Raw genomic sequence first — 20,460 nt, 5'->3', positions numbered from 1 at the left:
TTGCACCGGCAGCGCGAATTAAGACAAGGAATTAGTGGATGCCGCCGATGCGCGATAAACGTACGCCGGTTGGCCACTCACCTTCCTGTTTTTCGAAGCTCATCCAGATGGCGGTGGCTTTACCCACCAGGTTCGCTTCCGGCACGAAGCCCCAGTAACGGCTGTCGGCGCTGTTGTCGCGGTTGTCACCCATCATGAAGTATTCACCCGGCGGAACGACCCATGTCGCCAGCGGCTGACCGGACTGACGATAGTACATCCCCACCTGATCCTGAGCGATAGGTACCGTCAGAATACGGTGGGTCACTTCGCCCAGCGTCTCTTTGCGCTCGGTCAGACGAATACCGTCGGCTTTGGTTTCGCCTTTTGGCAGCTGCCAGAAACCGCTGGTGGCTTCACCGCCGTTGCGACGGGAGAAGGTCTGAACGAAATCGCTCGGCTCAACGTTTGAGTAGGTGATCGGCAAGGCGCTCCCGCATGCCTGGCCCGACGCGCAGCCAGGCTCAATCGTCACCTGCTTAGCCACCGGATCGTAAGTGACTTTATCCCCCGGCAGACCAACCGCACGCTTGATGTAGTCAAGGCGCGGATCTTCCGGATATTTAAACACCACGATGTCGCCACGCTTCGGATGGCCGGTTTCGATCAGCGTTTTCTGGTAGATCGGATCTTTAATGCCGTAGGCGAATTTCTCCACCAGGATAAAATCGCCAATCAGCAGAGTCGGCATCATCGAACCTGACGGGATCTGGAACGGCTCATAGATAAACGAACGCACAATCAGCACAATCGCCAGCACCGGGAAGATCGAGGCGCCGGTTTCCAGCCAGCCCGGCTTTGGGCCAACCTTCTTCAGCGTTTTCTTGTCCAGCTGATCGCCAGTCGCTGCCTGAGCAGCGGCCTGACGTTCACGACGTTTTGGTGCGAATATGAACTTATCCAGACACCACAACAGCCCTGTCACAAGGGTCGCAATGACCAGAATCAGGGCAAACATGTTCGCCATGCCAACTCCTTAGATTATTTGCCGTCTTTACCAACGTGCAGAATGGCGAGGAACGCTTCCTGCGGCAGTTCAACGTTACCAACCTGTTTCATACGCTTCTTACCTTCTTTCTGCTTCTGCAGCAGCTTTTTCTTACGGCTGACGTCGCCGCCGTAGCATTTCGCCAGGACGTTTTTACGCAGCTGTTTCACGGTAGAGCGCGCGATGATGTGGTTACCGATGGCCGCCTGAATCGCGATATCAAACTGCTGACGCGGGATCAGCTCTTTCATCTTCTCGACCAGCTCGCGGCCACGATACGGCGCGTTGTCGTTGTGCGTGATGAGCGCCAGCGCATCGACGCGCTCGCCGTTGATCAGCACGTCGACGCGCACCATGTTGGAAGCCTGGAAGCGCTTGAAGTTGTAATCCAGCGACGCATAGCCGCGGGAGGTCGACTTTAGACGGTCGAAGAAATCGAGGACCACTTCCGCCATCGGGATTTCATAGGTCAGCGCAACCTGTTTGCCGTGGTAAACCATGTTGGTTTGCACGCCGCGTTTCTCGATACACAAGGTAATCACGTTGCCGAGGAACTCTTGCGGCAGCAGCATGTGACATTCGGCGATCGGCTCACGCAGTTCCTGAATATTATTCAGCGGCGGCAGCTTCGATGGACTATCGACGTAGATAACCTCTTTAGAGGTGGTTTCTACTTCATAGACTACCGTCGGCGCGGTGGTAATCAGATCCAGATCGTATTCACGCTCCAGACGCTCCTGAATGATTTCCATGTGCAGCAGACCGAGGAAGCCGCAGCGGAAGCCGAAGCCCAGCGCCGTTGAGCTTTCCGGCTCGTAGAACAAGGAAGCATCGTTCAGACTCAGTTTACCCAGCGCATCGCGGAAGTTCTCATAGTCATCAGAGCTCACCGGGAACAGACCGGCGTAGACCTGCGGCTTCACTTTTTTGAAGCCCGGCAGCGCTTTATCCGCTGGATTACGCGCCGCGGTCAGGGTATCGCCCACCGGCGCGCCGAGGATGTCTTTAATGGCGCAAACCAGCCAACCCACCTCGCCGCATTTCAGTTCGGTACGGTCAACCTGTTTCGGGGTGAAGATGCCAAGACGGTCGGCGTTATAGACCTGACCGGTGCTCATCACCTTAATTTTGTCGCCTTTGCGCATGGTGCCGTTTTTAATACGCACCAGCGACACGACGCCTAAATAGTTATCGAACCAGGAGTCGATAATCAGCGCCTGCAGCGGCGCGTCCGGATCGCCTTCCGGCGGCGGAATATCGCGTACCAGACGTTCCAGCACATCCGGCACGCCAACACCAGTTTTCGCCGAGCAGCAAACCGCGTCGTGAGCGTCGATACCGACGATATCTTCAATCTCGTCCGCTACGCGCTCAGGGTCGGCGGCAGGCAGGTCGATCTTGTTAAGAACCGGGACGACTTCGAGGTCCATTTCCATCGCGGTATAGCAGTTCGCCAGAGTCTGGGCTTCTACGCCCTGCCCGGCGTCAACCACCAGCAGCGCGCCTTCGCACGCCGCCAGGGAGCGCGATACTTCATAGGAGAAGTCAACGTGGCCCGGGGTGTCGATAAAGTTGAGCTGATAGGTTTCGCCATCGCTGGCTTTGTAATCCAGGGTGACGCTCTGCGCCTTGATGGTAATGCCACGCTCACGTTCAAGGTCCATGGAGTCCAGAACCTGGGCCGCCATTTCGCGATCAGAAAGGCCACCGCAAATCTGGATGATACGGTCAGACAGCGTCGACTTACCGTGGTCGATGTGAGCGATGATCGAAAAGTTACGTATATTCTTCATATTTAGAGTTAATTATGCCTTACGAGTCTCATGAGGCCGCTGTTCTGTGCCTGACGTTTTTTAATCCGAAAACGCCGCATTCTACACTACATCCGCGAAACCAGGAAATGCTGTTAGATCCAGCATAACGGCAGAATTGTGGCGTTGTATCAGGAAGCGTAAATAAAGATGAGGGACAGTGAAATCACTGCCCCATTTCAGAGGAAGGCGTATCAACGCGCAGCAGATCCGGCGGTAAACCGACGCTTAAAATCACCGGCTGCCACGACTGGCGAGCAGCCAGCTTCGGCGACAGCCCGCGCGCCACCAGGAACCCGCCGACGCCGCCAAGTAACGCGCCGCACAGCGAAGCAATGTCGCTGGCAAACAGCACCTGGAAAATCGACGCCATCACAAACAGCCCGAACAGCGGCGCCATGTATACCAGCAGCGCCGAACCCAGCAGGCTGCTTTCAGCAATGCCCAGTTCCACTTTTTGCCCGGCCGTCAGCGGCTGGTCGCAGGGAACGCTTATGGTATGGCTGGTTTGCGGCCCCAGTTTATTGAGCACCCGGCTACCGCAGCCAGCGCGCGAGGCGCAGCTGCTGCAAGAGGCTTTAACATCGCAGTGAACCTGCGCCACGCCGTTGTGCCAGGAGACGACAGTCGCCCACTCTTTGATCATTGCGCGGCCCTGAACTTAATGCTGTCTGAGATACGTTTTGCCGTTTGCGGCGGTAATTCGCCAACCACCGAGATTTCGGCGTTATCGCGTACCGAAGTGCTGACGGTACGGCGACCGGTGCGCAGCAGCTGATCGCTGCTGTTAGCCGTCGCGCGATTAACGTTAACGGAGAAGCTAAACAGACCGTCGGAATAGAGACGAGACTCGACCGGACCGTCGAAGGTCGGTAAACGACGCTGGCTGCTGGAAACTTCCGTCACGCCCTGCGGCAGCCAGGTTGGCGCCCAGTTAAAGTTGGCTTTATTGCCGCTTTCCGGAACCGACAGCTGCGGCGGCAGGCTGGCTTTCGACAGCGCTTCCATACTCGAGCTTACGTTATCACCGATATTGAATGAGACCACCCGGAACTGCTCCAGGGTTTCACCGTCGCGGTCGAGCAAGTCGACGCGCAGCGGCAGCTTGGTCTCGGCATCCAGCCACGCAATGTAGCTGTAGCGCGTGCCGTCGCGGGCCACCACGCGCACTACATCGCACAGGCGATCGGCGATACGCGTCCGGCCAACGGAGATGAAATCATAATACGAGGCCAGCTTTTTGAAATCGGTGTACACCAGAGACGGCAAGGAATCGACGATATAGTCGCCGTTCAGGGTGAAGGGATCGAGACCGGGTTCAAAATAGCTGATTTCAGTACCGCGCAGCACCACTTCCCGACGCGGACCGTCGAGCTGCAGCAACTGAGCAAGGGGCTGGTTGTTCAACCGCACGTGACGATAGCGCAGCGACTCAACGCCCTGTTTGTTGATACTGACAAAAGACAGCTCGTAATTGAGGGACTGGCTGGCCAGGTTCATCTGCTGCAACAACGCCCCGGACGATGTATCAGCCGAGGCGTTGGTGGAGAAGAACAGGCTGCCTGCCATGAGCGACATGGCACACCAAAGTTGCTTCATTACTGCGATTGCGTTCCTAAAGTTTGATAACCCGGCACCTGAACAGCGGCTTGCTGAGTCTGGGCCTGGCCAAACTGAAGCTGCTCAGCGTGCAGGCGACGCTGCAATTCATAGTCCTGCAGCATAGCATTAATACGACGACGTTGCTCCTGAACCTGCGCCTGCTGACCGCTACCGGCGGAGGCATCGGCCGGAACGCCCAGGCTAACCGGGCTGGCTTTGCCCATCATCGGCATGGTGTTGAAGACTGGCGCTTCCGGCTGCTGGGAAGCATCGGAGTGCCCATTGTATTGTTGAACACCGACGATCACCGCCAGAGACACGCACGCTGCCACGCCCATTTGGGTAAGCGAGCTGGCCCACGGGCGCACTTTCTGCCAGAAAGGCATCTGACGCCACTGGTGTGGAGCGGGTTGAGATTCAGGAATAAGCGGCGCAACCTGACGAGCAGGTTCGTTCTCGATGGCGGCCATTACGCGAGCTGAGATATCGAATTGGAGCATCTCGGCGGTATCGCCTCGCAGCGTGTCGCGGATGAGATGGTAGCTCTCCCAGGTTTTTTGCATTTCAGAAGAACGACTCAGCTCATTGAGCAGCTCGTTATCCAGCGTTTCACCATCCATTAAGGCCGAAAGTTTTTCTTTCTGCATGCCTGATACCCTTTTCCAGTATTCCGCTATCGTCAACGCCTGATTAGCGGTTGAACTTTATTATCAATAGCTTCACGTGCCCGGAAGATACGCGAACGTACCGTGCCAACCGGACAATCCATGATGGCGGCTATTTCTTCATAGCTCAGGCCATCCAGCTCCCGTAACGTAATTGCCATGCGTAAATCTTCCGGGAGCGATTCAATGGTACGAAAAACTATTTGTCTCAGCTCTTCTGACAACATTAAGTTCTCAGGGTTCGAAATTTCTTTCAATGCCCCGCCGCTTTCGAAATTTTCCGCCTCGTTGGCGTCTACATCGCTTGATGGCGGACGGCGTCCCTGAGCAACCAGATAATTCTTTGCCGTGTTTACGGCGATACGATACAACCAGGTATAAAAAGCGCTATCCCCCCGGAAAGAATCCAGCGCACGCCACGCCTTCACGAACGATTCCTGAACAACGTCAGCGATATCGCCCGGCGGTACATAGCGGGAGACCAGGCTTGCCACCTTGTGCTGATAGCGTACTACCAGTAGGTTAAAGGCTTTCTGATCTCCTTTCTGGACCCGTTCAACAAGGACCTGATCCGTTAACTGCTCGCTCATCCGAGGTAATGTCTCCCCAAACCCAATTCCCATGCGTATTCAGAACACCACCCAAGCACTGCATTATGAGCAAGCAGTCGTTTGGAGTGTCTGAACACAATAAAGTTCCGTTACGCTTTTGATTTTTGTCTGACAACGGTGGACTGATTGTTATCTCTCATTATAAGTCCCGTTGTTCAACGCCAGGTAAGCTAATGAAGAAAAAGCGCAAGGCCCGCCTGAAGGGTAACGTAACCCAACTTATTTTTCACTATAAAATCTGAAGGTAACGGCCTGCTTCGCAAATATTTTCTTTCGTTTACATATTTTCTTTTCCGCCAGCTTTGTTTAGCCCGCACAACTATTCACGAAAATAATTGTACGATTTGGCCCCATCAGGTGCTATGGTGACGCCATTGTGTTTAGTAAATTAAACAGAAGCTATGAAGACGACTCCTGACTTTTCCTGTGATGTGTTGATTATCGGCAGCGGCGCTGCCGGATTGTCTCTGGCGCTGCGCCTGGCGGAACGCCACGCGGTAACCGTACTAAGCAAAGGGCCGGTTAGCGAAGGCTCGACGTTCTACGCCCAGGGTGGGATTGCCGCCGTTTTCGATGAAACCGATAGCATTGAATCCCACGTCGAAGATACGCTCATCGCCGGGGCCGGTCTTTGTGACCGCCATGCCGTCTCCTTTGTCGCCAGCAACGCCAAACCCTGCGTACAGTGGCTTATCGATCAAGGGGTACTGTTTGATACCCAGGTTCAGGCAAACGGTGAAGAGAGCTACCATCTGACGCGTGAAGGCGGCCATAGCCATCGGCGGATCCTGCATGCCGCCGATGCCACCGGTAAAGAGGTTGAGACGACGCTGGTCGGCAAAGCGCTGGCGCATCCGAATATCACCATTCTGGAGCGTAGCAACGCGGTTGACCTGATTATCTCCGATAAGATTGGTCTGCCGGGTACCCGGCGGGTCGTCGGCGCATGGATCTGGAATCGTAATAAGGAAAAGGTAGAAACCTGCAGCGCAAAAGCCGTGGTGCTGGCGACCGGCGGCGCCGCGAAAGTCTATCAATACACCACCAACCCTGATGTCTCCTCCGGCGACGGCATCGCCATGGCCTGGCGCGCGGGGTGCCGTGTGGCCAATCTCGAATTTAACCAGTTCCACCCTACCGCGCTGTTTCATCCGCAGGCGCGAAATTTCCTCCTGACGGAAGCCCTGCGCGGTGAAGGCGCGCTGCTAAAACGGCCCGACGGTAGCCGCTTTATGCCGGACTTCGACGAGCGTGGCGAACTGGCTCCGCGCGATATCGTCGCCCGCGCCATCGACCATGAGATGAAACGCCTCGGCGTCGACTGCATGTATCTGGATATTAGCCATAAGCCCGAAGCGTTTATTCGCCAGCATTTCCCGATGATTTATGAAAAGCTACTCGGCCTTGGCATCGATTTAACCAAAGAACCGGTACCGATCGTGCCTGCCGCCCACTACACCTGCGGCGGCGTGATGGTGGATGATAACGGACGTACCGACGTTGACGGCCTGTACGCCATCGGCGAGGTGAGCTACACCGGGCTGCACGGCGCCAACCGCATGGCCTCGAACTCATTGCTGGAGTGTCTGGTGTACGGCTGGTCGGCCGCCGAGGATATTGCGAAACGCCTGCCGCTGGCGCAAGCGACGGAACAGCTGCCGCCGTGGGATGAAAGCCAGGTTGAGATCCCGGATGAACTAGTGGTGATTCAACATAACTGGCACGAACTGCGCCTGCTGATGTGGGATTATGTCGGAATCGTGCGTACCACCCGCCGGCTGGAAAGGGCCCTGCGGCGCATTACTATGCTGCAGCAGGAGCTGGATGAGTATTACGCGCGTTTTCGCGTCTCCAATAATTTACTGGAGCTGCGCAATCTGGTGCAGGTGGCCGAGCTTATCGTACGTTGCGCCATGCAACGTAAAGAGAGCCGCGGCCTGCACTATACGCTCGACTACCCGGACACGCTGGCCGAGAGCGGCCCGTCAATCCTTTCGCCGCTCACTCACATAAAAAGATAGAAGTCGCGGGTCAGCGCGGTAAAGCCTTCAGAGTACTGCTGCTCTGGCCCACGAACCACCAGCCGATCGCTGAAACACTCGCCGGAGCTGGGAGAGAATGCCAGCAGGACGCGATGCGGCGGACGCATTTCTGTTTCCGCCACGTCGGTGCGTAAGCGCAAATGCCATCCCATCGCTTTTGCCCGTTCGACAAACGCATTACCAATATCCACCGGCAGCACTACGCAGAAAAAGCCCTCCTCGGTAATCAGATCCGCGGCGCAGGCGAGCAGCGTCGTATGATCGAGCGAGGTGGTGTAACGCGCCTGTTCGCGCTGCGACGTCGCGCAAGGGACGCCTTCGGCAAAAAACGGCGGATTGCTGACAATGAGCTCATAGCGCCGCGGCGGCTGCGGCTGCCACTGCTGAATCGGCGCCTGAAATACCGCGATACGTCCAGACCAGCTGCTGGCCGCCACGTTATCCCGCGCCTGCGCCGCGGCCTCTTCATCCAACTCCACCGCATCCAGTCGTACCGACTCCGCGGTACGCTGGGCTAACATTAATGCCAGTAAACCGCTACCGGCGCCGATATCCAGCACGTGCTTCACCTGAGCAATCGGCGCCCAGGCGCCCAGCAGAATACCGTCGGTACCGACTTTCATGGCGCAGCGATCGTGGGCGACGAAAAATTGTTTAAAGGTAAAACCATTGCGCGGCAGCGCAAACTTCGACTGAGACATCCTCAAAAACCTTGCTGGCGAAAACGGCTGTGCTTAAGGCTATGCACAATACCGGAGAACAGATAGCCTTACAAACAGATGAACATTACGTCAGTAACGTCTATAATCGGCGGCCCACTCAGAGGTAGAACATGACTGTAACGACTTTTTCCGAACTTGAACTCGACGAAAACCTGCTGGAAGCGCTCCAGGATAAAGGTTTCACACGCCCGACAGCCATTCAGGCCGCCGCTATTCCGCCTGCGCTTGATGGCCGTGATATTCTCGGTTCTGCGCCGACAGGCACCGGTAAAACTGCGGCATATTTGCTGCCAGCGTTGCAGCATCTGCTTGATTTCCCGCGTAAGAAATCGGGGCCGCCGCGGATCCTTATCCTGACGCCGACCCGCGAGCTGGCGATGCAGGTTGCCGATCACGCCCGCGAACTGGCGAAGCATACCCATCTGGATATTGCCACCATTACCGGCGGCGTTGCGTACATGAACCACGCGGAAGTGTTCAGCGAAAACCAGGATATCGTGGTCGCCACCACCGGTCGCCTGCTGCAGTATATTAAAGAAGAGAACTTCGACTGCCGCGCGGTAGAAACGCTGATCCTAGATGAAGCGGACCGCATGCTGGACATGGGCTTTGCCCAGGATATCGAAACCATCGCCGGTGAAACCCGCTGGCGCAAGCAGACCATGCTGTTTTCCGCCACGCTGGAAGGCGATGCGATTAAAGACTTTGCCGAACGCCTGCTGGAAGAGCCGGTTGAGGTTTCCGCGAATCCGTCGACCCGCGAACGTAAAAAAATCCACCAGTGGTACTATCGCGCCGATGATATCGAGCATAAAACCGCGCTGCTGGTTAATCTGCTGAAGCAGCCGGAAGCAACCCGCTCTATCGTGTTCGTGCGTAAACGCGAGCGCGTTCATGAACTGGCGGCCAAGCTGCACGAAGCAGGCATCACCACCTGCTGGCTGGAAGGCGAAATGGTGCAGATCAAACGTAACGAAGCGATTAAACGCCTGACCGATGGTCGCGTGAACGTGCTGATTGCCACCGACGTCGCCGCGCGCGGTATTGATATTCCGGATGTCAGCCACGTGTTTAACTTCGATATGCCGCGTACCGCCGATATCTATCTGCACCGTATTGGCCGTACCGGCCGTGCTGGTAAGAAAGGCACCGCTATTTCGCTGGTTGAAGCGCACGATCATCTGCTGCTGGGCAAAATCGGCCGCTACGTTGAAGAACCGCTGAAAGCTCGCGTGATTGATGAATTGCGACCGAAAACCCGCGCGCCGAGCGAGAAGTTAACCGGTAAGCCATCGAAGAAAGTGCTGGCGAAACGCGCCGAGAAAAAAGAGAAAGAAAAAGAGAAGCCGCGGGTCAAGAAACGCCACCGCGATACCAAAAACATCGGTAAGCGTCGTAAGCCAAGCGCTGCCGGGACGCCGTCAACGTCCAACGAAGAGTAAAAAAACGCCGGGATATCCCGGCGTTTTCACATCTGGCTTTAGCCTTACAGGCTTTCGGTAAAGGTACGAGCGATAACGTCGCGCTGCTGTTCCGGAGTCAGAGAGTTAAAACGTACCGCGTAGCCGGAAACACGAATGGTCAGTTGCGGGTATTTTTCCGGGTGCTCAACCGCATCCAGCAGGGTTTCGCGACGCAGCACGTTCACGTTCAGGTGCTGACCGCCTTCCACGCGGACTTCCGGTTTCACGTCTACCGGGATTTCACGGTATTCGATTTCACCCAGTTTGCTCACCGCAACCACGTCATCTTCAGCAAAACCACCTTTGGCGCACAGGCAGCGCGCTTCGCCTTTTTCGCTATCCAGCAGCCAGAAAGAGTTCAGCAGGTCGTCGTTTGCCGCTTTAGTAATTTGGATACCAGTAATCATTTGATGCCTCCCAGGCAGTGTTTATTCGATTTTGGCCTCTTTGCGGCCAATTGGTAAAACCATTGTTGTATGAGTGTATATATATCAGCCACACACCCGGCATTCATTGATTTAAATCAACAAAAACCACTCACTCAAAGTGGGTATATGAGGATAGTATTGTTTTACATCAAGTTACGCCAGTAGGTGTCATAAAAAATTTTGTAAATTTTCAATTTTTTTTATGCGCAACCAGTCAGGAATGACGTCGCGATTTTGTTATGCAGAAAGAAGCAGTTAAGCTATGGGCATGACACTTTGCAGGAGAGCGAGATGACCACCCCATTAACCTGGCACGACGTGCTGGCGGAAGAGAAGCAGCAGCCCTATTTTCTCAACACCCTCAAGACCGTCGCCGAAGAGCGTCAGTCCGGCATGACTATCTATCCGCCGCAGAAAGATGTCTTTAACGCCTTTCGCTATACCGAACTGGGCGAGGTCAAAGTGGTCATCTTAGGTCAGGATCCCTATCACGGCCCGGGACAGGCGCACGGTCTGGCCTTTTCTGTTTTACCGGGAGTACAGATACCGCCGTCGCTGCTGAACATGTATAAAGAGCTGGAAGGCACCATCCCCGGCTTTCAGCGCCCGGCGCATGGTTATCTGGAAAGCTGGGCGCGCCAGGGCGTGCTCCTGCTTAATACCGTGTTAACGGTGCGCGCCGGTCAGGCGCATTCACACGCCAGTCTCGGCTGGGAAACCTTTACCGATAAAGTGATAGCGTTGATTAACCAGCATTGTGAAGGAGTGGTATTTCTGCTGTGGGGCGCGCACGCGCAGAAGAAAGGCGCCATTATCGATCGCCAGCGCCATTGCGTCCTGAAGGCGCCGCACCCATCGCCGCTGTCGGCGCACCGCGGTTTCTTCGGCTGCAACCACTTTGTGCAAACCAACCAGTGGCTGACCGAACGCGGCGAGGCGCCCATTGACTGGATGCCGGTGCTGCCCGCTGAAAGCGAGTGAGCGACGACAATAAAAAAGCCAGCATCAGCTGGCTTTTTGCATTCAGAGACCGATATCAGGCCTTATTCTGACGCCACCATTCCGCCAGCAGCACGCCGGTCGCCACGGAGACGTTAAGACTTTCGACATTGCCGGTGCCGTCGATGGCGACGTTGAGGTCAGAGCTGGAGATCGCCGCATCGGACAGACCGTCACGCTCCTGGCCTAATACCAGCACCATTTTTTTCGGCAGCTCGGCCTTAAACAGCGGCGTACCGTTATGGCTGGAGGTCGAGACGATAGCGTAGCCAGCCTGACGGAACTGCGTCAGGGTATCGATAAAGCTGTCGCCGGTGATCGGCTCAACATGTTCCGCGCCGCCTTCTGCAGTGCGGATCGCCGCGCCAGACTCCAGCACGCCGGCATCCTGCACTACCACACCTTTCACGCCAAAATGCGCGCAGCTACGCATAATCGCGCCGAGGTTGTGCGGGTTGCCAACATCTTCCAGCGCCAGTACGCAATCTTCGGCTTCTGCTTTCGCCACCCACTGGGCCACGGAAGTACCATGACGTTTTTTAATCAGGAAGCAGACGCCGCCGTGGTGTTCGGTACCAGACGCTTTCGCCAGCTCGACTTCGTCCACTACGTGGTAGGCCTTACGATTGGCCGCCATCCAGCGCAGCGCCTCTTTAAAGCGCGGGGTAACGCTCTGGATAAACCAGGCGCGTACGATGGCTTCCGGACGGCTCTGGAACAGCGCCTGACAGGCGTTCTCGCCGTAGACGCGGGTCTCTTCCGCGCGCTGACGACGCAGCACTTCCGGATCGATAAAGCTCTTACCGCTGATGCCGCCGTGATCTTCTTTTACCGGCGTCTCATCGCCCGGAGCGCGGGAAACGGTGCGCCACGGGGACGCATCATCGCGATTAAAATCATTACGCTTGCGATCGTCGCGTTTGCGATCGTCGCCGCGGCTGTTACGTTCATCGCGCGCAGGGCGGCTGCGGCCGTCAACACGTGATTTTCCTGGACGCCCTCCCCCTTTCCCGGTACGCGGGTTATGGGTACGTTTGTCAGAATCATCATCACTGCGGACATACATCACTTTGACCTTGCCGCTTTTATTTTTCAGTTCGTCGCTCATCTATTTTCTCCACCTGCGCTGCGCGAAGCGCGAAGATTACCCGATGTATCTTCACTTAGCCATTATTTCATTTAAAAGCCTTGGTCTATTGTAACCATCGAACAAAAGACATTGTCCTTTATTCGCGCCTAATCGATAATATGTAACATTACAGAAACAAATCGGCCACGTGCCGCGCTGCAACCCCATAACCAGAGGTTAGTTATGAATACCGTTTGTGCCAGTTGTCAGGCTCTTAACCGCATCCCCGAAGACCGTAGCGCCGATGGCGCCAAGTGCGGACGCTGCGGCCACGATCTCTTTGACGGCGATGTCATCAACGCGACCGGGGCAACGCTGGATAAACTATTAAAGGACGATCTGCCAGTCGTGATTGATTTCTGGGCCCCGTGGTGCGGTCCATGCCGTAGCTTCGCGCCGATCTTTGAAGATGTGGCTGAAGAGCGCAGCGGCGAAATGCGTTTTGTGAAAGTGAACACCGAAGCCGAACGCGAACTGAGCGCTCGCTTCCGCATCCGTAGCATTCCAACCATTATGATGTTCAAAAATGGTGAAATGGTCGACATGCTGAATGGCGCCGTCCCCAAAGCGCCGTTCGATAGCTGGTTGAACGAAGCCAACCAACAGTAAAGCCGCCGGGGCACCGCTTGTGCCCCGTTTTCTCCTCTGCGACAATAGCGTTTTTCATTAGCGACTCCCATGATTGATAACGCTGTCCTTCGCCTGCGCGCCGAACGCCTCGCGCGCGCAACCCGGCCTTTTCTTGCTCGCGGCAACCGCATCCGCCGCTGTCAGCGCTGCCTGCTCCCCCTAAAACAGTGTCTGTGCGCAACGCTGGCGCCAGTGCCCGCCGACAGCCGCTTTTGCCTGGTAATGTTCGACACCGAGCCGATGAAGCCCAGCAATACCGGACGTCTTATCGCCGATATTCTGCCCAATACCGAAGCGTTTCAGTGGTCGCGTACCGAGCCGCCGCAGGCGTTGCTCGATCTGGTCGCCAACCCTGATTATCAGCCCATGGTCGTCTTTCCGGCCTCTTATGCCGGAGCGGATCGTCAGGTACTGAGCGCCCCGCCGGAGGGTAAGCCGCCGCTGTTCATTATGCTCGACGGCACCTGGACGGAAGCACGGAAAATGTTTCGCAAAAGCCCGTATCTCGATGCGCTGCCGGTAATCTCAGTCGACCTGTCGCGCATCTCAGCCTATCACCTGCGCGAGGCCCACGCCGACGGTCAGTACTGTACGGCGGAAGTCGCCATTGCTCTGCTGGATTTAGCCGGCGACGCACAGGCGGCTGCCGCGCTTGGCGATCACTTTAGTCTGTTCAGAAGCCGCTATCTGGCGGGAAAAACGCAGCATAAGGGCAGTATCACAGCACAACAGGCTGAAAGCGTTTAAAATCATTCGGTCACTGGGGATTAAAGGAGACCGGAATGAGCCAACGAGGCCTGGAAGCACTGCTGCGGCCAAAATCGATCGCCGTCATTGGCGCATCGATGAAACCGCAGCGCGCTGGCTATTTAATGATGCGCAACCTGTTGGCCGGCGGTTTTAATGGCCCGGTCCTGCCGGTGACGCCCGCCTGGAAAGCGGTGCTTGGCGTACTGGCGTGGCCGACTATCGACAGCCTGCCTTTTACTCCGGATCTGGCGGTGCTCTGTACTAATGCCCGGCGCAACCTCGAGTTGCTCGAGGCCTTAGGGCGGAAAGGGTGTAAAACCTGCATTATCCTCTCTTCACAGCCGGACCAGTACCCGGCGCTGCTCGAATGCGCCGCCCGTTATCAAATGCGTCTACTCGGCCCCAACAGCCTGGGGCTCCTGGCGCCGTGGCAGGGCCTCAACGCCAGCTTCTCGCCGGTGCCTATCCAGCGCGGCAAGCTGGCGTTTATCTCGCAATCCGCCGCCGTCTCCAACACCATTCTGGACTGGGCGCAGCAGCGTGAAATGGGCTTCTCGTACTTTATTGCGCTGGGCGATAGTCTTGATATCGACGTCGACGACCTGCTCGATTTTCTCGCCCGTGATAGCAAGACCAGCGCCATTCTGCTCTATCTGGAGCATCTCAGCGATGCGCGGCGTTTTGTCTCCGCCGCCCGTAGCGCCTCGCGTAATAAACCCATTCTGGTCATCAAAAGCGGCCGCAGCCCGGCGGCGCAGAAATTGCTGCATGTAAACTCAGGAATGGATCCCGCCTGGGACGCCGCTATTCAGCGGGCGGGGCTACTGCGCGTGCAGGACACCCACGAGCTCTTTTCCGCCGTTGAAACCCTGAGCCATATGCGCCCATTGCGCGGCGAAAAACTGATGATCATCAGTAATGGCGCGGCGCCGGCGGCGCTGGCGTTGGACGAACTGTGGCTGCGTAACGGTAAGCTCGCCACGCTTAGCGAGGTAACCAGCAACCAGCTCAAACAGACGTTACCGACAGGCGTCGAGGTTGCTAATCCTCTGGATCTGCGCGATGACGCCAGCAGCGAGCATTATCTCAAGGCGCTGAATGTGTTGCTGGATAGCCAGGATTATGATGCGCTGCTGGTGATCCACTCCCCCAGCGCCGCGGCGCCGGGTACCGAAAGCGCGCTGGCGTTGATTGATGCCCTTAAGCGTCATCCGCGCGGGAAATACGTTACGGTGCTGACGAACTGGTGCGGAGAGTTCTCCTCCCAGGAGGCGCGACGGCTATTTAGCGAAGCCGGCATTCCAACCTATCGCACGCCTGAGGGTACCATTACCGCCTTTATGCATATGGTGGAATACCGTCGCAACCAGAAACAGCTACGGGAAACGCCGGTATTGTCCGATACGTTGACCGCCAATACCGCCGAGGCCCACACGCTATTGCAGCGCGCGCTGAGCGAAGGCGCGACCTCACTGGACACCCATGAAGTCAGCCCGGTGCTACGCGCCTACGGCATCCATACTCTGCCCACCTGGATTGCCGCCGACAGCGCCGAAGCGGTACATATCGCCGAGCAGATTGGCTACCCGGTGGCGTTGAAGTTACGTTCGCCGGATATTCCGCATAAATCTGAAGTTCAGGGCGTAATGCTCTATTTACGAACCCCTGCTGAAGTCCAGCAGGCGGCGGACGCGATTATCGACAGGGTAAAAATGGCCTGGCCGCAGGCGCGTATTCATGGCCTGCTAGTCCAAAGCATGGCCAACCGCGCCGGGGCGCAGGAACTTCGGGTCGTCGTCGAGCATGACCCGCTTTTTGGCCCGTTGATCATGCTTGGCGAAGGCGGTGTCGAGTGGCGAGCGGAAAATCAGGCCGCGGTCGCCCTGCCGCCGCTGAATATGAACCTGGCGCGTTATCTGGTGATCCAGGCCATTAAGAGCAAAAAAATCCGCGGACGCAGCGCGCTGCGCCCGTTAGATATTCCCGGTCTTAGCCAGTTGCTGGTGCAGGTCTCTAATCTGATCGTCGATTGCCCCGAGATCCAGCGGTTGGATATTCACCCCTTGCTTGCTTCCGGCAACGAGTTTACCGCCCTCGACGTCACCCTCAGCCTGGCGCCATTTAGCGGCGACAGCGAAAGCCGGCTGGCAGTCAGACCCTATCCGCAACAGTTAGAAGAATGGGTGGTGATGAAAAACGGTGAACGCTGCCTGTTCCGGCCGATCCTGCCTGAGGATGAACCTCTGCTATTGGCTTTTATCGAACAGGTCACCAAAGAAGATCTCTATTACCGCTACTTCAGCGAGATCAACGAATTCACCCATGACGACTTAGCCAATATGACCCAGATCGACTACGATCGTGAAATGGCCTTTGTTGCGGTACGCGCTACGGAGCAAGGAAGCGAGATCCTTGGCGTGACCAGAGCGATTTCCGATCCTGATAACATTGATGCCGAGTTCGCCGTGCTGGTACGCTCGGATCTGAAAGGTTTAGGTCTGGGGCGACAGCTCCTTGAAAAGCTTATCGCCTATACGCAAGGACACGGATTACAGCGCTTAAATGGCATCACCATGCCAAATAACCGCGGCATGATAAGCCTTGCCAGAAAACTTGGCTTTGCCGTAGATATACAGCTAGAAGACGGAATTGTGAGCCTGTCTCTTGCGCTGAATACGTTACATTCGGTGACAAGCGACAGCAATTAATGACCACATTCGCGGGTAGTGATGTTATTATTGCCCGCTTACGTCGTCTGCATGGTACAGAAGACCCTTCAATAAACAGAGAAGAAACGCACTGTGATGTTGTCAAAATTTAAGCGTAATAAACATCAACAACACCTTGCCCAACTCCCTAAGCTCTCTCAGTCAGTTGATGATATCGAGTTCTTTTACGCGCCGGCTGATTTCCGCCAGGCGCTACTGGCAAAGATAGCCCACGCCACCCAGCGTATTTGCATTATTGCGCTCTACCTTGAGCAAGATGATGGCGGAAAAGGAATACTGCAAGCCTTGTACGACGCCAAACGTCAACGTCCGGAACTGGACGTGCGCGTGCTGGTTGACTGGCATCGCGCCCAGCGCGGCCGCATCGGCGCTGCAGCCTCCAATACCAATGCCGACTGGTACTGTCGTATGGCCCAGGAAAATCCTGGGATTGATATCCCGGTCTATGGCGTCCCGGTCAATACCCGTGAAGCGCTCGGCGTGCTCCATTTTAAAGGCTTCATCATCGACGATAGCGTCATCTATAGCGGCGCCAGCCTGAACGATGTGTACCTGCATCAGCATGATAAATATCGCTACGATCGCTATCAGTGCATCCGCAACGGCAAGATGGCCGATGTCATGTTCGACTGGGTCGAGCACAACCTGGTAGAGGGTCGCGGCGTGAATCGTCTCGATCGCCCGGATCGGCCGAAAAGCCCGGAAATCAAAAATGATATTCGCCTGTATCGCCAGGATCTGCGCGAAAGCGGCTATCACTTCACCGGCAATGCCGATGAAGAACAATTATCAGTCACACCGCTGGTCGGGCTCGGTAAATCGAGCTTGCTCAACAAGACTATCTTCCACCTGATGCCGTGTGCGGAACACAAGCTGACAATCTGCACCCCGTATTTCAACCTGCCCGCCGTACTGGTCAGAAATATTATTTCTCTGCTACGCAGCGGCAAAAAAGTGGAAATCATCGTCGGCGATAAGACCGCGAACGACTTCTATATCCCGGAAGATCAGCCGTTTAAAATCATCGGCGCACTGCCTTATTTGTACGAAATTAACCTGCGACGCTTCCTGAGCCGCCTGCAGTATTATGTGAATACCGATCAGCTCATCGTGCGTTTATGGAAAGATGACGATAACAGCTACCATCTAAAGGGTATGTGGGTTGATAACGAATGGATGCTGTTAACCGGCAATAACCTCAATCCGCGCGCCTGGCGGCTGGACTTGGAAAATGCCGTGCTTATCCACGATCCTAAACATCAACTGCGCGAAATGCGGGAAAAGGAGCTTCAGCTCATCCGTACGCATACGACGGTGGTGAAGCATTATCGCGATCTGCAAAGCATCGCCGACTATCCGGTGAAGGTGAAAAAGCTCATTCGCCGTCTGCGACGTATCCGCATCGACCGTCTTATTAGCCGCATTCTTTAAATCAATGCCCCGTTTACGGGGCTTTTTTTCAGGAAGCACTATGCGTCATCTTGTTATTTTTGCCCCTTTACTGCTTGGCGGCTGCAGCCATATGGCCAATGATGCCTGGAGTGGTCAGGACAAAGCCCAACACTTTCTCGCGTCGGCAATGCTCTCCGCGGCCGGCAATGAATATGCGCAGCATCAGGGATACAGCCGCGATCGCAGCGCCGCCATCGGTCTGATGTTTTCCGTTAGTCTGGGGGCATCAAAAGAGTTATGGGACAGCCGCCCGGCAGGGAGCGGCTGGAGCTGGAAAGATTTCGCCTGGGATGTCGCCGGCGCCACTACCGGCTATGCGGTGTGGCAACTGGCGCATCAATAAGGTTACAAACGCAGACCCTTCCCTTTACCGTGCAGCATCAGAGACACCAGGAAGGCAATCGCCGCCATCGCCGTCACGTACCAATAGAAGGCATTCTCCATTCCCGCAGATTTAAGCGACAGCGCGACGTATTCCGCTGAACCACCGAACAACGCGTTTGCTACCGCATAGGACAAGCCCACGCCCAGCGCGCGAACCTGTGCCGGAAACATTTCCGCCTTCAGGATCCCGCTGATGGAAGTGTAGAAGCTGACAATCAGCAACGCACAAATCACCAGGGCAAATGCGGCATATGGAGAGCTGACATTTTGCAGCGCGCTAAGGATAGGCACGGTAAACAGCGTCGCCAGCACGCCGAAACACAGCATTGAAGTGCGGCGACCCACCTTATCCGAGAATGCGCCAAACAGCGGCTGTACCAGCATATACACGAAAAGCGCCGCCGTCATAATCATGCTGGCGGTGCTGGCCGACATGCCGGCGGTATTCACCAGATATTTTTGCATGTAGGTGGTGAAGGTGTAAAAAGTCAGCGAGCCGGCGGCGGTAAAGCCCAGCACCATGACAAAAGCCCGGCGATTACGCCACAAACCTTTAAAGGAACCGGCCTCTTTCAGCGCTCGGGTTTCATGTTTCGAGGTTTCATCCAACTGACGGCGCAGCCACAGCGCGACGATGGCCAGTACGGCGCCCAGAGCAAAAGGTATACGCCATCCCCAGGCATGCAAGTCTTCATCACTGAGGATTTGTTGTAGCGCGACAACGACCAGTACCGCCAGCAGTTGACCGCCAATTAACGTAACGTACTGGAAGGAGGCGTAGAATCCTTTCTTTCCTTCTACTGCCACTTCACTCATGTAGGTCGCGCTGGTGCCATATTCCCCGCCAACGGACAGGCCCTGGAACAGACGTGCCAGCAGGAGCAAAGCCGGTGCCCAGGTGCCGATAGTGGCGTATCCCGGTAGACAAGCAATTACCAGCGAGCCGAAGCACATCATGCATACCGAAATAAGCATTGAGGCTTTACGTCCGCGACGGTCAGCAATGCGGCCAAACAGCCAGCCGCCGATGGGGCGCATCAGGAAGCCAGCGGCAAAAACTCCGGCGGTTTGTAACAATTGAGTAGTGGTATTTCCTGAAGGGAAAAAGATGTGCGCAAAATAGAGTGAGCAAAATGAATAGACATAAAAATCAAACCATTCCACCAGGTTCCCTGAAGATGCGCCCACAATTGCCCATACACGGCGCCGGGTATCTCCCTGTTCCAGGGTCCCCTGCTCGTTAATACTGCTTTCTGTCATTGTAATTTTGCTCCAGCAAAGACCGTAATCTGTCTCATCGGGCGTGACACGTCACTTCGACAAATTAATTAGTGAACCAAATGTTATATAATTGTTATTTATTTATATGTGATTGTATTCACATTTTTTTTCGTAACACCGCTTTTCGCGATTAACGTCAGTACATGCGCAATGAAAAAGAGAATTATGGCGAAGTGGGTACAACGACGGGGTTTTATATGGCTTTGAATGAAGGTGAGCGTGTGGATTTGGCGCGATCTTCCCCGCAGGAGGTGCGGATCTGTAGCCCCGGTAAGCGCAGCGCCACCGGGGAAGATAGCGGCGCGTCTGGCCGCAAAAGACAAAAGCAGAAAGCCAGGTCTTCCGACTGAGCCTTTCGTTTTACGTTGCTATGGCAGCGGCTTTCCCCGGAGGCGGTGCTGCGCACCTTTTCCGGGCTACGGGTTGCGTAGCCCCGGTAAGCGCAGCGCCACCGGGGGAGCTATACGCCACACAGCAAAAAACCCCGCACCTTCCGGTACGGGGTTCTTCTTATTTGATGCCTGGCAGTTTATGGCGGGCGTCCTGCCCGCCACCCTCCGGGCCGTTGCTGCGCAACGTTCAAATCCGCTCCCGGCGGATTTGTCCTGCTCCGGAGAGCGCTCACCGACAAACAACAGATAAAACAAAAGGCCCAGTCTTCCGACTGAGCCTTTCGTTTTATTTGATGCCTGGCAGTTCCCTACTCTCACATGGGGAGACCCCACACTACCATCG

19 protein-coding genes are annotated in these 20,460 nt (G+C 55.8%); 8 read left to right on the top strand and 11 right to left on the bottom strand.

Translation table 11 applies throughout. The features are described from left to right. Positions 1-31: 31 nt before the first annotated feature. The 7 genes from lepB to rseD form a co-directional block, all read right to left on the bottom strand. On the bottom strand, positions 32-1,006 hold the full coding sequence (gene lepB / locus PGR09_RS12650; RefSeq protein WP_045392778.1) for a signal peptidase I: 975 nt from the start codon (positions 1,004-1,006) through the stop codon (positions 32-34). A 14-nt stretch (positions 1,007-1,020) separates the two neighbouring features. Beyond that, positions 1,021-2,820, bottom strand: a complete 1,800-nt coding sequence (lepA, locus tag PGR09_RS12645) for a translation elongation factor 4 (RefSeq protein WP_430916203.1) — start codon at positions 2,818-2,820, stop codon at positions 1,021-1,023. Positions 2,821-3,004: 184 nt separating this feature from the next. After that, the gene (rseC, locus tag PGR09_RS12640) at positions 3,005-3,484 is read right to left on the bottom strand and encodes a SoxR-reducing system protein RseC (protein ID WP_045392781.1); all 480 of its coding nucleotides are present in this window, start codon (positions 3,482-3,484) and stop codon (positions 3,005-3,007) included. Next, entirely contained in the window at positions 3,481-4,437 is a 957-nt protein-coding gene (rseB, locus tag PGR09_RS12635; RefSeq protein ID WP_045392783.1) for a sigma-E factor regulatory protein RseB, read from the bottom strand. Before rseB ends, rseC begins: the two co-directional genes overlap by 4 nt. After that, positions 4,437-5,087: an anti-sigma-E factor RseA gene (rseA, locus tag PGR09_RS12630; protein WP_015370285.1), complete on the bottom strand. Its 651-nt coding sequence runs from the start codon at positions 5,085-5,087 to the stop codon at positions 4,437-4,439. Before rseA ends, rseB begins: the two co-directional genes overlap by 1 nt. 32 nt (positions 5,088-5,119) lie before the next feature. Beyond that, complete coding sequence (rpoE, locus tag PGR09_RS12625; protein ID WP_002914074.1) at positions 5,120-5,695, bottom strand: RNA polymerase sigma factor RpoE; 576 nt, start codon at positions 5,693-5,695, stop codon at positions 5,120-5,122. Further along, entirely contained in the window at positions 5,692-5,754 is a 63-nt protein-coding gene (gene rseD, locus PGR09_RS12620) for a rpoE leader peptide RseD (protein ID WP_350425049.1), read from the bottom strand. Before rseD ends, rpoE begins: the two co-directional genes overlap by 4 nt. A 363-nt stretch (positions 5,755-6,117) precedes the next feature. On the opposite strand from rseD, the gene nadB reads away from it, so the two are divergent. Next, positions 6,118-7,737, top strand: a complete 1,620-nt coding sequence (nadB, locus tag PGR09_RS12615; protein ID WP_430916202.1) for an L-aspartate oxidase — start codon at positions 6,118-6,120, stop codon at positions 7,735-7,737. On the opposite strand, the gene trmN is transcribed toward nadB, so the two are convergent. Then, entirely contained in the window at positions 7,722-8,459 is a 738-nt protein-coding gene (gene trmN / locus PGR09_RS12610) for a tRNA(1)(Val) (adenine(37)-N(6))-methyltransferase TrmN (RefSeq protein WP_430916201.1), read from the bottom strand. The two genes, nadB and trmN, sit on opposite strands and share 16 nt — an antisense overlap. Before the next feature lie 131 nt (positions 8,460-8,590). Between trmN and srmB the strand changes: the two genes are divergently transcribed. Continuing rightward, positions 8,591-9,922, top strand: a complete 1,332-nt coding sequence (srmB, locus tag PGR09_RS12605; RefSeq protein WP_045392789.1) for an ATP-dependent RNA helicase SrmB — start codon at positions 8,591-8,593, stop codon at positions 9,920-9,922. Positions 9,923-9,966: 44 nt separating this feature from the next. Here srmB and grcA read toward each other — a convergent pair whose 3' ends face one another. Then, positions 9,967-10,350 (bottom strand): autonomous glycyl radical cofactor GrcA, encoded by a 384-nt coding sequence (gene grcA, locus PGR09_RS12600; protein WP_002914084.1) that lies wholly within the window; start codon positions 10,348-10,350, stop codon positions 9,967-9,969. Between the two features lie 312 nt (positions 10,351-10,662). On the opposite strand from grcA, the gene ung reads away from it, so the two are divergent. Continuing rightward, on the top strand, positions 10,663-11,352 hold the full coding sequence (ung, locus tag PGR09_RS12595; protein WP_047067112.1) for a uracil-DNA glycosylase: 690 nt from the start codon (positions 10,663-10,665) through the stop codon (positions 11,350-11,352). 55 nt (positions 11,353-11,407) lie between these two features. Here ung and PGR09_RS12590 read toward each other — a convergent pair whose 3' ends face one another. Further along, positions 11,408-12,478 carry a tRNA/rRNA methyltransferase gene (locus PGR09_RS12590; protein WP_315711274.1) on the bottom strand — a complete coding sequence of 357 codons (1,071 nt, stop codon included), beginning with the start codon at positions 12,476-12,478 and terminating at the stop codon, positions 11,408-11,410. Between the two features lie 204 nt (positions 12,479-12,682). Between PGR09_RS12590 and trxC the strand changes: the two genes are divergently transcribed. The 5 genes from trxC (at position 12,683) to PGR09_RS12565 (ending at position 18,403) form a co-directional block, all read left to right on the top strand. Continuing rightward, entirely contained in the window at positions 12,683-13,108 is a 426-nt protein-coding gene (gene trxC / locus PGR09_RS12585) for a thioredoxin TrxC (protein ID WP_015370277.1), read from the top strand. 69 nt (positions 13,109-13,177) lie between these two features. Continuing rightward, on the top strand, positions 13,178-13,876 hold the full coding sequence (gene tapT / locus PGR09_RS12580) for a tRNA-uridine aminocarboxypropyltransferase (protein ID WP_047043367.1): 699 nt from the start codon (positions 13,178-13,180) through the stop codon (positions 13,874-13,876). A 35-nt stretch (positions 13,877-13,911) separates the two neighbouring features. Further along, positions 13,912-16,587: a bifunctional acetate--CoA ligase family protein/GNAT family N-acetyltransferase gene (locus PGR09_RS12575; protein WP_430916200.1), complete on the top strand. Its 2,676-nt coding sequence runs from the start codon at positions 13,912-13,914 to the stop codon at positions 16,585-16,587. Positions 16,588-16,683: 96 nt separating this feature from the next. Then, positions 16,684-18,039, top strand: coding sequence for a CDP-diacylglycerol--serine O-phosphatidyltransferase (pssA, locus tag PGR09_RS12570; RefSeq protein ID WP_430916262.1), 1,356 nt, complete (start codon positions 16,684-16,686; stop codon positions 18,037-18,039). 40 nt (positions 18,040-18,079) lie between these two features. After that, entirely contained in the window at positions 18,080-18,403 is a 324-nt protein-coding gene (locus PGR09_RS12565) for a YfiM family lipoprotein (protein WP_045392800.1), read from the top strand. Between the two features lie 2 nt (positions 18,404-18,405). Here PGR09_RS12565 and PGR09_RS12560 read toward each other — a convergent pair whose 3' ends face one another. Continuing rightward, positions 18,406-19,704, bottom strand: coding sequence for an MFS transporter (locus PGR09_RS12560; protein ID WP_315711276.1), 1,299 nt, complete (start codon positions 19,702-19,704; stop codon positions 18,406-18,408). Positions 19,705-20,460: the final 756 nt, after the last annotated feature.

Origin of the sequence: Klebsiella sp. 141251 (assembly GCF_050600725.1) — a bacterium.
Classification (GTDB): Bacteria; Pseudomonadota; Gammaproteobacteria; order Enterobacterales; family Enterobacteriaceae; genus Klebsiella; species Klebsiella aerogenes.
The sequence above is the reverse complement of the archived record's forward strand: the minus strand, read 5'-3'. Positions and strand labels throughout refer to the sequence as shown.

Bases quoted from the DNA above. Each gene is read 5' to 3' on its own strand.
- srmB (WP_045392789.1), top strand. From the start codon at position 8,591: ATGACTGTAACGACTTTTTCCGAACTTGAACTCGACGAAAACCTGCTG.
- PGR09_RS12565 (WP_045392800.1), top strand. From the start codon at position 18,080: ATGCGTCATCTTGTTATTTTTGCCCCTTTACTGCTTGGCGGCTGCAGC.
- rseC (WP_045392781.1), bottom strand. From the start codon at position 3,484: ATGATCAAAGAGTGGGCGACTGTCGTCTCCTGGCACAACGGCGTGGCG.
- lepA (WP_430916203.1), bottom strand. From the start codon at position 2,820: ATGAAGAATATACGTAACTTTTCGATCATCGCTCACATCGACCACGGT.
- tapT (WP_047043367.1), top strand. From the start codon at position 13,178: ATGATTGATAACGCTGTCCTTCGCCTGCGCGCCGAACGCCTCGCGCGC.
- pssA (WP_430916262.1), top strand. From the start codon at position 16,684: ATGTTGTCAAAATTTAAGCGTAATAAACATCAACAACACCTTGCCCAA.
- grcA (WP_002914084.1), bottom strand. From the start codon at position 10,350: ATGATTACTGGTATCCAAATTACTAAAGCGGCAAACGACGACCTGCTG.
- PGR09_RS12590 (WP_315711274.1), bottom strand. From the start codon at position 12,478: ATGAGCGACGAACTGAAAAATAAAAGCGGCAAGGTCAAAGTGATGTAT.
- lepB (WP_045392778.1), bottom strand. From the start codon at position 1,006: ATGGCGAACATGTTTGCCCTGATTCTGGTCATTGCGACCCTTGTGACA.
- nadB (WP_430916202.1), top strand. From the start codon at position 6,118: ATGAAGACGACTCCTGACTTTTCCTGTGATGTGTTGATTATCGGCAGC.
- PGR09_RS12575 (WP_430916200.1), top strand. From the start codon at position 13,912: ATGAGCCAACGAGGCCTGGAAGCACTGCTGCGGCCAAAATCGATCGCC.
- trxC (WP_015370277.1), top strand. From the start codon at position 12,683: ATGAATACCGTTTGTGCCAGTTGTCAGGCTCTTAACCGCATCCCCGAA.
- rseA (WP_015370285.1), bottom strand. From the start codon at position 5,087: ATGCAGAAAGAAAAACTTTCGGCCTTAATGGATGGTGAAACGCTGGAT.
- rpoE (WP_002914074.1), bottom strand. From the start codon at position 5,695: ATGAGCGAGCAGTTAACGGATCAGGTCCTTGTTGAACGGGTCCAGAAA.
- trmN (WP_430916201.1), bottom strand. From the start codon at position 8,459: ATGTCTCAGTCGAAGTTTGCGCTGCCGCGCAATGGTTTTACCTTTAAA.
- PGR09_RS12560 (WP_315711276.1), bottom strand. From the start codon at position 19,704: ATGACAGAAAGCAGTATTAACGAGCAGGGGACCCTGGAACAGGGAGAT.
- ung (WP_047067112.1), top strand. From the start codon at position 10,663: ATGACCACCCCATTAACCTGGCACGACGTGCTGGCGGAAGAGAAGCAG.
- rseB (WP_045392783.1), bottom strand. From the start codon at position 4,437: ATGAAGCAACTTTGGTGTGCCATGTCGCTCATGGCAGGCAGCCTGTTC.